Raw genomic sequence first — 13214 nt, 5'->3', positions numbered from 1 at the left:
ATCACTGACAGTGCGGAATGGTGGCGCACTACGTTTGCAAAAATTGCTGGCGTGGTGATTACCACGCAAAATCAGGTATTCAGGTGGATAGTTTGCTTCGCTAGCTAATGAAAAAAAGTGCGGGTTTAATCAAGTTCGATGCGGTACGAACCTGCAAAGGTATGCATTAATAATGCCTTTATGAGCGAAGACCGAACATATTAAATTCGGCTATTTTATTGGTTTCTGTGATCAGTAAAAATTACCATGCATTACCCTCCCACTATTCAGAATTCATAGATTATATGAGGAAATTACAAAAACTAATTGCCGCTGAGCGTACCGCTTTTTCGCCTTACTCAAGCCTATCTTCAAAGTCGATATCACGTATCGCATCAAAATGCCGAAAGGATGAAGTTGCAGATGCGCATATCCTCATTATGCAGCTCAAATCCGAGTTGGCCACAGTTGCTGATTGGGATGGAGATACACAGGATGACATCTGGAGGGCCATCGAACTGTACAGATCGATCATGCTAAAAGTGAGAGAATAAATGGTTGGAGTATGCTTTTGGATTGAAACCACCAAAGTACATGGGCGAAAGGGCTGCTATGAGCCAAAATCGGCCGTTCAGGTTAAAAATAAGCTTAAGGTTATGTCCATGTAGCCGAGGTATATCAGACAGCCTGGTAGGCTGGTCCGATATCGTTTTCTTCGGTGCGCTCCTCACCTTCCTCTCCGGTATTCAGTAAACCACAAGGTTCTGTCATCATTTTTACCGCATTTTCATCGGACGTTCTAAGTGTAATGCATTTGTTACAACATAGATCTCGCCCGGACTGACGTGGACGTTGCCGTCTCAAAAATTAATAAGCAACTCACTCTCACTAACTCGAAGGTGTTGCCAAAAATTCCGGTCGCTGTTCGGCCAGCAATGTAAATCTGGTTACTTCCGGATACAACGTACGGCTGAAGGTATCCGGAAGCATCAATTCTGTAAAACTACAGGCTACTGCGATGCTGATACCGGCCACGGACAGCATGTCAGGATGACTTTCCCGCAGCCCGTTCTCCAGCGTCTGCCAGGCACCATGAAGTTGTTGAGTTATCCGATTCAGCCAGGGTTGATGCTGTTTTTCTACCGGTCTGAGACGCTGTTCGTACACAATCTGCACCGCTTTTTCACAGGCAGTCAGGGCGAATCCGGTAAGATGCAAATCTCTCAGATCTTCCGCTCTGGACGCTGATGTGGGTGCAGGTGAATGACCGAAATATTTCTCAAGGTAATTAATGATTAATGTTGAGTCGATAACTACCTGATTATCATCTGTAATAAGCGTCGGAACTTTAACGGCAGGGTTAATTTTCGTTAAGGCATCAAAATCGCTGAATACAGAGATCGGCCGATGTTCAAATTGAATACCTAATACTTTTAAGTAAATAGCAACCCGTCTGACGTAAGGTGAATCCAGCATTCCGATTAGGATCATGGCGCTACCTCATATTATGTTGATTAACAAAATCAATTAACTGTGCGGCGACAGCTAAGGGGGCATCTTCCATTAAGAAGTGTCCGGCGTGTTCATAGATATGCAGGGTGGATGAGACAATGTCGCGTTGTAAACGCCTTCCATACTCAACGGGTTGCCACTCATCTTCGGCGCCCCATAAAATCTGCACAGGCAGCCGGAGTTGCGGCAATTTTTCTGCAAAGTCACTGGTGTAACAGGCACTATAATGCGCAACCTGATGCTGATAAAACGAGGGCTGGCCCACCACGCCACAAAGTGGCGCGAGATAACTTTCCAGCCGTTGCTCTGTCATAAGATGCTTATTAAAAACAGCCATCTTTAACTGTCGAGACATCGCGCGATAATGCTCAGTGGCAGGGTTCAGCGCATAATCCATATAGTTATCCCGCATAGCTTTCCATGTGGGCGAAGGCCATGAGTTGTAACTCGGAATATCGGCAATCGTAAGCGTCTTCAGCAGGGATGGGTTGCCGAATGCCAGTCTGAGTGAAATTGCCCCGCCAATATCGTGACCAAAAAGATGCGTTTTTTCGAGCTGCCAGTGTTCCAGCAGTTTCAGCAGAAAACCGACTTGTGCGGAAACCGAAGTATCAGCCGTCAACGGGCGCTCTGATGCGCCAAACCCAGGCAGGTCATACAGGTGAACGTGAAAACCCGCATCGACAAATACCGGCACCAGTGACTGCCAGATCACTGAGTGTGCGGGCGTGCCATGAACCAGCACCAGAGGTGTACCTGAACCATGGACCCCGGTCGCAATGCGACAACCTTTTATCAAAACGTCGTCATTCAGTAATGGGTTGTTAGCGGACATTAGCTTTCTCCATTGTGATTGTTTCGTTCAGGCTATCCGTTGACTGCCTATGACACCAGTGACATTGTTTCCATCTGTAAACCCACTTTTGTCATACAAAAATGAATAAACGACTCTCTGTTGATGCGCTCAGAGTATTCCGAACCGTGGTGCAAACGGGCAATATGAGTAAGGCTGCATTACTTCTTAACCTGAGCCAGTCTGCAGTAAGCTGGAAGCTCAAAAGGCTAGAAGATCAACTTCAATGCCAGCTACTTACGCGCACCGCCGGAAAAGCCGTTCCGACAGAAAAGGGCAGCGTCCTGCTACGCCATGCGGAAAAAATCCTCACTGAACACGATCATGCCGTGGCGTATTTTTCGCCTTCGGAACTACGTGGCAAGCTGCGAATTGGGGTCACTGAACATATCTCAATGACAGAAGTATGCGGGGTCATTTCAACCTTTACTCACCATCACCCCGAGGTGGATGTACAACTGGTGGTGGAGCAAAGTCATCTCCTGCGTCAGCATTTTTCTGAAGGAAGCCTGGAAATTATCTTACATCAGGATTTCACGGGCACGGCCTCGCCGGAAGATAGGGTATTGTGGAGTGAAAAATTATACTGGTACGCAACGCCTGCCTGGCGGCATGAATCAGATAAGAGCCTGAAACTTATTACCTGGGGACCGGATTGCTTTTACCGTAACCTGGCTGAGGAGAAGCTTCGCCAGGCAAAAATTCCATTTGCAGTGATACTGGAGTGTCCTTCAGTAGCCGGTATGCTCGCGGCGATTACCACAGGGCTGGGAGTAGGGATACTCAATCAATACAGCGTAGAGAAAACGATTTGTAACGTGTATGAACTTGAGAAATTGATGCCTCTGCCGTTGGTTGATTGCCTGCTTCGCCTGAATAGACACTGCTTCAATCCCGCGAGCGAGGCTTTCTGCGAGATGCTGACCAGGCTTATGCATAAGCCTGCTATTAATTGATGAATACAACGCGATATTAGTCATGTCTGCTTCTGGCACAAAGCTGACATGCGCACTGCACGATCCACTTTAACCACGAAGCAGGTCATGTGTTTACAGCTCTGAGAGCGATGAGAAGAAAGCAAAGTGTGATGACTCAATACTCACCTATATTTGCCCGACTGAAGACGGAGCGGTGAATATTGCCTATGCATTTTTAGTCGCGCCCACGCGTATGGCATGAGCATCACATGTCGCTGGATAATACCTGCTCGATAAAAAGCTCGAAGCGAAACGCCGTGTCGAGATCGGCGATGTTTAATGCCGGTCACTAAAGATCCTGAACTCATCAGCCGATAAATAGAGATCAGCTTTTGCGGCCCTAAGATGCCTGATAACAGGCTCTGGCAGTGCTGCGATGAAAAGCATGACGTTATCATTATCAGGCACTTTTTTAGCACCTGATGGGTTTTAGCAGCAGAAATAAATGTGTTCAGCATCATCGGCAAACAACGGAATCACCAGCATGAATATCGCGATCAAACCCACACTTTCTGCCGTTTGGTCGACGGATGCACGGGGCATTTGCATTGCCAGCCAGGAAAGCCCTGAAGGCTTATTGCCACTACTTAAAGGCATAACGCTTGGTGAGTGGCTTAGCCTTGCGCTGGTAGAGGAAGATGCAAAAATCGCGATGCAGCTGACAGCGGCATTAGAGTTTAAGACGCCATTTAATATAGAGGTGCCGATCAAGTGTCTGGATGGAACGATGCGCCATGTGATTGTTTCAGGTCTGCCGGCATGCCAACCAGGTGATTCTCATACACAGTTTAGCGGCTTCGTTTTAGATGTTACCGGACAGCGCAAAGCCCTTCAGGACGCGCTGCGCACGGCGACAGAATATCGTTTGTTGATTGAAAACAGTACTGATCTGATCGCCCACTGTGATGCGGATGGTCGGTACGTTTCGATCTCTCCTTCGTATAGCGAAATGATAGGCTGGTCAGCCGATGAAATGGTGGGCCAGCTGGTGGTGGACTTCCTGCATATCGACGATCAGCAGCCTGCTGCGGCAGTTCTGGCAAATATCTTCAACGGTGCTGAGTTACCAGACGTCGTCGAGGTGCGTAAAAGGCATCGTAACGGTCACTACATTACACTTGGCACTAAGGCCTGCGGCGTAAGCGATCCCTCTACAGGTAAAAATATCGGAGCAGTGCTGGTTTCGCGTGACATCACCCGTGATAAAGAAAAGATGTTGATGCTTGAGCTGCTCGCGACCCGCGACACCTTAACCGGACTGCCAAACCGAGCCTGGATCAACGACAAAGTACAATCCATGCTTACGCACGTAGAAGATCCTGCGTATACGACTGTCCTGTTTATCGATCTGAATGGATTCAAAGCAGTTAACGATTCGATGGGGCACGCAATAGGGGATATGTTGCTGCAGCAGGTAAGCGAACGGCTACAAAGTTGCATGCGCCAGGGCGACTCGTTAGCACGCCAGGGAGGAGACGAGTTTGTCGTGGCAGCAACGTGCAGTAGTCATGATGCTGCAGCCGCTATTGCACTGCGCCTCATAGACGGCCTGAAAGACCCTTTTGCTATCAATGGCGTAGAAGTAAAGATCGGCGCATCGATTGGCATCAGCCTGGCACGATTTGGGACAAAAACGGTAAAAACGTTATTTGAAAATGCCGATACAGCGATGTATCAGGCTAAAGCACGACGTGATGGGTCATATCAATTTTTCCAACCTGATATTCTGCCGTTGTAAGATTAAGTAAGCCCGCTTTTGCTAACTATCTTCGGGGCTCAACTTGTTTGCCGCTTAGCATGATCTTCATATGTACAATCAATTTTGCCAAAAGAGGGCATGCCGATCGCCGTTGCCGCGGTGTGGGCATAATAGGCCCGACTTTCAGTATGATTTTGACTTCTACTGGCATTACAGACAGCAATGATGTCCTTTTGAAGCCAATCAGAGAGGTGAAAGAGCGCAACTTAAGGGAAATTATTCTTAAATTACGAATGTTTTTAAAACAATCGCCGTTTCTAAAATAATGTAACTAAAAAAAGAGGGAATATTTTTCCTAAAACAAAGATTAATTTAAATTTAGTTATTGGCGAAACTAATTAAAACCAAAGCCTTAAAAAAGCTTGATTTAACTTAAGTTATGCGGAGTAACTAAAGTAGTTCTTATAATTTACGTGCGTGATAAATTTTGGTGAAGCCATTCTTAATTTGCCGTTCAGGCAGGGTTAATTTCACTGTCTATAATTCCTCTTCTTCGGCAAAGCATCTTGAACTTTTAGAGAATTATAAATGAAAATATCTACACGTCTGGCTGCGGGTTTCAGTCTGCTCATTATTCTTTTCGTATTGTGCACGGGGATTGCTCTGAACGCATTATGGCAGGCGCGGGATGGGATGGAAGATACGGTCAATAACAAGATGAAGCGCTTTACGCTGGTTCAGGATATGCGGGGAATTGCTCGAGATATGGCCATTGCCGTTCGCAACCTGGCTTTACTGAGCGATCCCGTAGAAATGCAGCCTGAATGGCAAAGATTAATCTCGCAGCAGAAAAATTATATTGAGAAGCGCCGTGAGCTGGTGGATAGCATGAGGATCAATGTTTCCTCTCACGGGAAGGAGGCTCTTGAAAAAGTCGTTGCCTCTGAGAGCGCCGCGATGGAGACGTTAATGATCGCAGGGCAGATGGGACTCGATAACCGTCAGCAGGAAGCAACGGTTTACCTCATGAAAACGGCGCGACCGGCGCAGCAGGCATTAATGGGATCGCTGGATGCGCTAACAAATATCGAAATGACACTCAGCAAGGAGACGATGGCTGAGAATAGTGCATCCACGACACGTACAGCGTTTATTTTATTAATAATGGCGGCGCTCTCGGTGATTATATCTGTATTGACCGGTTATTTAATCGTACGTGTACTGATGCGTCAGCTAGGTGGCGAGCCCGCCCAGGCACAGGCACTTGCGGCAGCCATCGCCGCGGGGAATCTGACAACCTCAATAACCTTGCGCCGTAACGATAAGAACAGCCTTCTGGCATCGTTAGATCGTATGCAGGAGAGTCTACGTGGACTGGTATCACAAATTAAAGACTCGGCAGGATCCGTTGCGTTAGCTGCGGATGAGATATCAAAAGGCAACACTGAACTCTCATCCCGTACTGAACAGCAGGCTGCTGCGCTTCAGGAAACGGCCGCGAGTATGGAGCAACTCACGGCAACGGTGAAAAGTAATACTGCAGGTGCACAGCAGACGGCACAAGTTGCACGTGGGACAGCAGAGCTGGCGCGAGCTGGTGAGGCGGATGTGCAGAAAATGTCGGATACGATGAACGAGATTTCTCTCAGCGCGACAAAAGTGAGGGATATTACTTCCGTCATTGAAAGCATTGCCTTCCAGACCAATATTCTTGCACTCAATGCCGCCGTTGAAGCTGCTCGCGCCGGTGAAGAAGGAAGGGGATTTGCCGTGGTTGCCGGTGAAGTCAGAACGTTAGCACAACGAAGTGCGACTGCTGCACGGGATATCAAACAACTCATTGAGCAGGCCGTAGGGCAGGTGGAAAGTGGTGTGAACGTGGCGACAGGAACCGGGCAGAGCATCATGAAAATCGTCAGCATGGTAGGTGAGCTTGCGGATGCGATGGACGAGATATCTCTGGCTTCTTCCGAACAAATGCAGGGAATTTCACAGGTCAGCATTGCCGTCAGTCAAATGGACGGCGTAACTCAGAACAATGCTGCATTGGTTGAAGAGTCCTCCTCTGCGTCGCAAGAGCTTTCTGCTCAGGCACATGCTTTACGAGGCATGGTTGAAGCGTTCCAGCTTTAATAAATCTCATTTACATTGGGGGCCCTTCTATAATCTGGGCCCCGCATTGTTTGAATTCTTTTTGTTCGACTCCGTGAGAAAACAGGCTCAGGCATGCTTCCTCTGTGGCTCTCCGCGCGTTGACTAATGCCTTCGTGCATCTTCAAGTCATAATTATATTTCGGGCGAAAAAAATGAATAGCGGTTGGCCTGCTCCCCGTAGATTAGTATTAGCAACGTCCGCTAGTGGCAATAACCAGATACCTATACGAAGCCATACCCGTTCATCTATTATTTCAGACGACAACTCTCTCCTCGGAGGATCTTATGCCGGAGTACTGTTTTTTTAAAAAGGGTAACCACATCACCGCGCTGGAGAAAACAGATAAAGCAGGAGCTTTCGCTCTGACGAACAAGGGCTATGAAAAGCAGTTTGAAGAATTAAATGCCCCGGATGTTAAGCGCGCACTTGCCAGATTTATAGACATCCGCAACGAAGAGCAAACTACAACTCATTCATTCGTAACAGGCGCAGTATTCGCATCGTTGTTAGTGGGCGTGGTAGCAGCAGCGAGTTGGCTTTTTATCAAATAACCGTTGGGATGGTCACTAAAGGTTGATTTATCGAAATCCCCGCCTAAACCTATCACCTGGCCGAAAGGGTTGTAAAATGTGTGGCCGATCATAGATATTGATGCGGCTATCCGCAGCGCGTGGAATTAAAGGGAAGGGAGCAAGGTGAAAACGTCGGGAACCAATCTGGAACATGCACGGGCGCACAATCGCCGCGTGATCATTGAAGCCATTCGCCTGCATGGTGAACTGACCCGCGCCGAGCTGGCTCGTCTCACCGCGCTGACACCGCAAACCGTGTCGAATATCGTGGCGGAGCTGGAGCAGGCCGAACTGCTCACCAGCCGTGCGCCGCGCAAACAAGGACGCGGGCAACCGGCGACTCCGGTGACGCTCAATCCCGCCAGCGCCTTTTCGATCGGCATCCATCTTGATCACCAAACGCTGCTGATTGTGCTGGTGGATCTCACCGGCGAAATCCATTTCCGCCGCCTTATTCTGGTACAAAAACCCCAGCCTGATGCCACCTTAGCGCGCATCGCCGACGTGCTCAGCGAGATTAAAACGCAGCTGGACGAGCGCTGGCAGAAAGTGTTGGGCATTGGCGTGGTGATGCCCGGTCCGTTTGGCGTTGAGGGCATCTCGTCGATGGGGCCAACCACGCTGCACGGCTGGGAACAGGTGGATATCGAAGCCAAACTGGCCGCGATGAGCGGCGTGCCGGTAACGCTGGAAAACGATGCCACGGTGGCGGCAATTGGTGAACGCTTTCATGGCGTGGCGCGTCAGCTCAATTCGTTTGTCTATCTCTACATCGGCACCGGTTTGGGCGCTGGCATCATCATGGATGGCCACGTCTATAGCGGCCATGCGCATAACGCCGGGGAGGTCGGGCATGTGGTGGTGGAGCCGGGCGGACGCGAATGTTACTGCGGCAATCATGGTTGTTTAGAACGCTATGTTTCACTGCAGGCAGCCTATGAATTTTGCGGGCTCGATCCGATGACTGCGTTGCCGGAAGATTTGCTGGAAGTCGATCCGGCGCTGTTCGATAAATGGATCGATACGGTGTTAACGCCGCTGCGTCAGGCGATTAACCTGCTGGAGTGCATCTTCGATGCCGAAAGCGTGATTATCGGCGGCATGATGCCTGCGGTGCTGCTGGATAAAATTATTCGCCGCCTGCCGCCGCTCTATCAATCGGTGCGCGGTCGCTACCTCACCGGAACTCGCGTCAAAGTTGGTATGACCGGCAGCGATACCGCCGCGTTAGGTGCCGCCGCGCTGCCTATTTTCGATGAGTTCAATCCGCAGTTTCAGGTACTGATGAAGTAGCGGCCCAATCAGGCCGCCACCTTCACTGCCGTTTTCCGCTTCTCTTTCATCTTCCAACACAGCCACAGCGCAATAAACCACGCCGGTGAAGCGGCTAACGCGGCGAGCGTGTCGGAATCAAATATCATGATCACCACCGAGAACAGGAAGAACATCAGCGTCCCCCAGGCCATCACTCTGCCGCCAGGCATTTTAAATTTGGATTTTTGATGCAGATCCGGACGATGCCGGCGGTACACCAGATAAGAGACCAGAATCATGCCCCAGCAATAGATCACCAGAATGGCGGCCAGCGTCGAGACGATGGTGAACAGCGTTGTCACATTCGGCACCAGGAACAGCAGCAGGGTGCCGCTCAGCATGCAGAAGCAGGAGAACAGTAGGCTACGCAGTGGAATACGCGTGGTACGCGACAGAATCCGAAACTGCCAATGCGCATGCTTCTCGACTGACAAGCCATATAACATGCGGGTGCTGGAGTAGACGCCGCTATTGGCGGAAGACATCGCCGAGGTGAGCGCGACGAAATTAATGATCGCCGCCGCTGCGGGCAATCCGGCTTTGGCAAACAGCGTCACGAATGGGCTGGTATCCGGCGATACGCCTTGCCATGACGTCACCGCGATGATCACCATCATTGAGAGCATGTAGAAAATCACGATTCGTAGCGGTAAGGAGTTGATCGCGCGCGGTAAAATTTTCTCGGGATCGCGCGTTTCTGCCGTCATGGTGCCGAGCAGCTCAATGCCGGTGTAAGAGAAAATCGCGATCTGGAAACCGGCGAGAAAGCCGGTGATGCCATGCGGCATAAATACGGCAGGATCGGTGAGGTTGTGCACCGAGGCTTTAACGCCATCCGGCGAGGTCCAGCCGGTAAACACCATCCATCCGCCGGTGATGATCAGCGCGATGATGGTGATCACCTTGATCAGCGCAAACCAGAATTCGGCCTCACCAAAAGCCTTCACCGACAACATGTTAAACAGACACAGAATGCCGAGGGTGAACAACGCGGGTATCCACGCCGACATTTCCGGGAACCAGTACTGCATATACGCGCCGCACACCACCACATCAGCGATGCAAGTCACCACCCAACTCAGCCAATACGACCAACCGAGAAAGAAGCTGGCTTTGGGGCCGAGATAATCACTGACGAAATCGGCAAAAGAGCGATAGTCAAGCCGGCTAAGCAGCACTTCCCCCATCGCCCGCATCACCATATAACTAAAGAAACCCACCAATATGTAGATGATTAATATCGAGGTCCCGGCCACCGCAATATTGCGTCCCGCGCCCATAAACAGCCCGGTGCCGATCGATCCGCCCAGCGCGATCATCTGAATATGGCGTTCGCTCAGCCCTCGCTGCAGTTTTTGCGGGGCGTCGTGAGCCCGAGCAGGCTGAATCTGCCCTTGAGTAGGTTTGTTAGACACAATGATTCCTTCAGTCTGGCAAAAAGACGCGTGACGATGCCTGCCCGCAAGCATCAATGGTAAATAAGGGGTTAAACCTTAAAGAGGCACGTTTAAATAGATGAAAGAAAACAAAATTAATAAAACGCTAATTCATGATGGAGGTATCCGGCTGGGTTTTACTCATCGTGGTGGCGTGAGTTAACAAAGTCAATGCGCAAAAATAACAGTTTATTCACTTTTTGATGACTATCAAAGAACTGAAAAATAGGAATAAAATCAAATTTTATGCAGAAATGTGAATAATAAATGCATAAATATGCACCATATATGGCCTTTTTTTATGCTTAGTTATTCATTAATTCAGGCATTTTTGCGTCGAAAAAGTTAAATCCTCCTTATTTGGCGTGACCCGCTTTTCTGAAAAGGTGTTAAATTACTTTCCGTCTAGTGCAATGCATCACCTTTCCACCTCTTTTCAATATAAATAACTCTGAACCTACAGGCTTCTCATGGAAAAGTTATCTTACGCTTCTGAAAGCAGTACATCTCCCTGGACTACCTACCTGAGCCAAATTGACCGCGTTGCGCCTCATCTTGGTGAATTGTCTCGCTGGATAGAAACCCTGCGTCATCCCAAAAGAGCACTGATTGTCGACATCCCGGTGCAGATGGATGACGGTTCGATTCGCCACTTCGAAGGCTATCGCGTACAGCACAATCTTTCGCGCGGGCCGGGCAAAGGGGGCGTGCGTTACCATCCTGCAGTCGACCTGAATGAAGTGATGGCGCTGTCAGCCTGGATGACCATCAAATGTGCGGCGGTCAACCTGCCTTATGGCGGCGCGAAAGGCGGTATTCGCGTCGATCCGCACTCGTTGTCTGAAGGTGAACTGGAGCGCTTAACCCGCCGCTACACCAGTGAAATCGGTTTGATTATTGGTCCACAGAAAGATATTCCCGCGCCTGATGTCGGCACCAATGGCAAAGTGATGGCGTGGATGATGGATACCTACTCGATGAATCACGGCACCACTATTACCGGCGTGGTCACCGGTAAACCGATCCATCTTGGCGGCTCGTTAGGCCGTGAGAAAGCGACAGGCCGTGGCGTATTTATTACCGGTCGTGAAGTGGCACAACGTTCTAACATCACCATTGAAGGCGCACGCGTGGCTTTGCAGGGCTTTGGTAATGTCGGTAGCGAAGCGGCGCGTCTGTTCGCCGAAGCCGGTGCGCGCGTGGTGGTGATTCAGGATCACACCGCAACCTTACTCAACGAAGGCGGCATCGATTTAGCTGCGCTGACTGCGTGGCAGATCGAGCATAAACAGATTGCCGGTTTCCCAGGTGCGCGTGAGATCGACAGAGAGCAGTTCTGGACCACCGCCATGGATATACTGATCCCGGCTGCGCTTGAAGGGCAAATTACCCGCGAGCGCGCAGAAATTATCAGTGCCAAACTGGTGCTGGAAGGGGCCAACGGCCCAACGTATCCGGATGCGGATGATATGCTGGCGAGTCGCGGCGTGCAGGTGGTGCCAGACGTAATCTGTAACGCCGGTGGGGTAACGGTGAGTTACTTCGAATGGGTACAGGACATGGCGAGCTTCTTCTGGAGCGAAGATGAGATTAACCAGCGTATGGATCGCATCATGACCGAAGCGATGGTGCACGTTTGGGATAAGGCCGCTGAAAAGCGCTGCTCATTGCGCACTGCTGCTTATATTGTTGCCTGCGAACGTATTCTGCTGGCACGCAAAGATCGCGGTATTTATCCGGGCTAATTAATTATATTTTAAGTTTATTTAAATCAAAGGATAAACGCCTTCGTAGTGGGCAGAGGGCGTTTATCTTCGCTATTAAGCGAGGTTTACGCCGCGTAAACCTGACCAGCACCTTGCGGCGGATTGAGTAATCATCACCGAAGGATCCTCACTGAACTCGCTCACTAAAGTCACCACCCGGTCGGTTAAACTCCTTATATTCTCGCTGCCTACATAAACGTATTCATTGGTGGGTAACACATAAGTGTAGCCTTTCTCGCACACCAAGCTACGCGCGAAACCATTCTCAAGCATCGCATAGAGCAATTCAATTTGCGCGCCAGCGGTGGGTTCTTTCAATTCGATACGGATAGTATAACTGAGCATGATATTATCTCCGGTGGCTTAATTTAAGTTTACTTAAGTTTAATTGACCAGAAATGAATTTCATTTTTTTAAGATAAATCTTAGCGCGAATTTATAAGTGATGACCGCCGTTAACAGTAAATACTGGCCCTATTAAGCGCAGCGACAAAAAGGGTTAAATAATAGTTATTAAATTACTCTTTTATTACGTTCGGCTTAAATAAGTTTATTTTTAATTAAAGACAGCCGACTCCACGCAGACTATAATTATTTTATGGCTCATTTTGGGCTGATTACTAAAAAGTGTACAAATAGTATCCGCAACGGGCGATTTTAAAGAGTTTTATTAATTGGTATTTATTTCTGCCCATGAGGAGTAGCGGATGAAATTAAACATCACGGATTTTTATGTTTTTAGTCAGGCAGATACAGAAGGTTGCTGCAATCTTCATCGCGAAAGCTGCCGCATGGCTCCCGCCTATGATAATCGTGTGTTCATGGGATCGTTTTATTCTCCTGAGCATGCCTGGCAATATTTCCACACACATCATCCCAACAGCCGAGCGGTATTTTGCCTGTTGTGTATGAAAGAATAATGCGGGAAACATTCTGCACGGATCGATAGGT

At 49.2% G+C, this 13214-nt stretch carries 11 protein-coding genes; 7 read left to right on the top strand and 4 right to left on the bottom strand.

The annotated features are described in order from the left end of the window. Nucleotides 1–867: 867 nt before the first annotated feature. Both K5Y32_RS11205 and K5Y32_RS11200 read right to left on the bottom strand, forming a co-directional pair. Nucleotides 868–1470 carry a glutathione S-transferase gene (locus tag K5Y32_RS11205; protein WP_222183798.1) on the bottom strand — a complete coding sequence of 201 codons (603 nt, stop codon included), beginning with the start codon at nucleotides 1468–1470 and terminating at the stop codon, nucleotides 868–870. A gap of 4 nt (nucleotides 1471–1474) precedes the next feature. Continuing rightward, nucleotides 1475–2326, bottom strand: coding sequence for an alpha/beta fold hydrolase (locus K5Y32_RS11200; protein WP_255602566.1), 852 nt, complete (start codon nucleotides 2324–2326; stop codon nucleotides 1475–1477). A gap of 101 nt (nucleotides 2327–2427) precedes the next feature. Between K5Y32_RS11200 and K5Y32_RS11195 the strand changes: the two genes are divergently transcribed. From K5Y32_RS11195 to K5Y32_RS11175, 5 genes are all read left to right on the top strand, one after another. Then, on the top strand, nucleotides 2428–3300 hold the full coding sequence (locus tag K5Y32_RS11195; RefSeq protein WP_222183797.1) for a LysR family transcriptional regulator: 873 nt from the start codon (nucleotides 2428–2430) through the stop codon (nucleotides 3298–3300). A gap of 505 nt (nucleotides 3301–3805) precedes the next feature. Further along, nucleotides 3806–5059, top strand: a complete 1254-nt coding sequence (locus tag K5Y32_RS11190; RefSeq protein ID WP_222183794.1) for a sensor domain-containing diguanylate cyclase — start codon at nucleotides 3806–3808, stop codon at nucleotides 5057–5059. A gap of 549 nt (nucleotides 5060–5608) precedes the next feature. Then, nucleotides 5609–7153 carry a methyl-accepting chemotaxis protein gene (locus K5Y32_RS11185; protein ID WP_222183779.1) on the top strand — a complete coding sequence of 515 codons (1545 nt, stop codon included), beginning with the start codon at nucleotides 5609–5611 and terminating at the stop codon, nucleotides 7151–7153. Between the two features lie 306 nt (nucleotides 7154–7459). Next, on the top strand, nucleotides 7460–7726 hold the full coding sequence (locus K5Y32_RS11180) for a hypothetical protein (protein WP_222183777.1): 267 nt from the start codon (nucleotides 7460–7462) through the stop codon (nucleotides 7724–7726). Between the two features lie 144 nt (nucleotides 7727–7870). Beyond that, nucleotides 7871–9040: an ROK family transcriptional regulator gene (locus tag K5Y32_RS11175; RefSeq protein WP_222183775.1), complete on the top strand. Its 1170-nt coding sequence runs from the start codon at nucleotides 7871–7873 to the stop codon at nucleotides 9038–9040. Nucleotides 9041–9048: 8 nt separating this feature from the next. Here K5Y32_RS11175 and K5Y32_RS11170 read toward each other — a convergent pair whose 3' ends face one another. Continuing rightward, on the bottom strand, nucleotides 9049–10476 hold the full coding sequence (locus K5Y32_RS11170; RefSeq protein ID WP_370635098.1) for an amino acid permease: 1428 nt from the start codon (nucleotides 10474–10476) through the stop codon (nucleotides 9049–9051). Nucleotides 10477–10967: 491 nt separating this feature from the next. On the opposite strand from K5Y32_RS11170, the gene K5Y32_RS11165 reads away from it, so the two are divergent. After that, a complete protein-coding gene (locus K5Y32_RS11165; RefSeq protein ID WP_222183773.1) occupies nucleotides 10968–12242 on the top strand; it encodes a Glu/Leu/Phe/Val dehydrogenase in 1275 nt (424 codons plus the stop codon). 75 nt (nucleotides 12243–12317) lie between these two features. On the opposite strand, the gene K5Y32_RS11160 is transcribed toward K5Y32_RS11165, so the two are convergent. Continuing rightward, complete coding sequence (locus K5Y32_RS11160; protein ID WP_101761060.1) at nucleotides 12318–12608, bottom strand: hypothetical protein; 291 nt, start codon at nucleotides 12606–12608, stop codon at nucleotides 12318–12320. Between the two features lie 362 nt (nucleotides 12609–12970). On the opposite strand from K5Y32_RS11160, the gene K5Y32_RS11155 reads away from it, so the two are divergent. Then, a complete protein-coding gene (locus K5Y32_RS11155) occupies nucleotides 12971–13183 on the top strand; it encodes a hypothetical protein (protein ID WP_222183771.1) in 213 nt (70 codons plus the stop codon). Nucleotides 13184–13214 lie beyond the last annotated feature (31 nt).

This window comes from Pantoea sp. DY-15 (assembly GCF_019795935.1).
GTDB lineage: Bacteria > Pseudomonadota > Gammaproteobacteria > Enterobacterales > Enterobacteriaceae > Pantoea > Pantoea leporis.
Note: the sequence above shows the minus strand (reverse complement) of the source record. Positions and strands in the feature narration are given on the sequence as shown.

Bases quoted from the DNA above. Each gene is read 5' to 3' on its own strand.
- K5Y32_RS11205 (WP_222183798.1), bottom strand. From the start codon at position 1,470: ATGATCCTAATCGGAATGCTGGATTCACCTTACGTCAGACGGGTTGCT.
- K5Y32_RS11200 (WP_255602566.1), bottom strand. From the start codon at position 2,326: ATGTCCGCTAACAACCCATTACTGAATGACGACGTTTTGATAAAAGGT.
- K5Y32_RS11195 (WP_222183797.1), top strand. From the start codon at position 2,428: ATGAATAAACGACTCTCTGTTGATGCGCTCAGAGTATTCCGAACCGTG.
- K5Y32_RS11190 (WP_222183794.1), top strand. From the start codon at position 3,806: ATGAATATCGCGATCAAACCCACACTTTCTGCCGTTTGGTCGACGGAT.
- K5Y32_RS11185 (WP_222183779.1), top strand. From the start codon at position 5,609: ATGAAAATATCTACACGTCTGGCTGCGGGTTTCAGTCTGCTCATTATT.
- K5Y32_RS11180 (WP_222183777.1), top strand. From the start codon at position 7,460: ATGCCGGAGTACTGTTTTTTTAAAAAGGGTAACCACATCACCGCGCTG.
- K5Y32_RS11165 (WP_222183773.1), top strand. From the start codon at position 10,968: ATGGAAAAGTTATCTTACGCTTCTGAAAGCAGTACATCTCCCTGGACT.
- K5Y32_RS11160 (WP_101761060.1), bottom strand. From the start codon at position 12,608: ATGCTCAGTTATACTATCCGTATCGAATTGAAAGAACCCACCGCTGGC.
- K5Y32_RS11155 (WP_222183771.1), top strand. From the start codon at position 12,971: ATGAAATTAAACATCACGGATTTTTATGTTTTTAGTCAGGCAGATACA.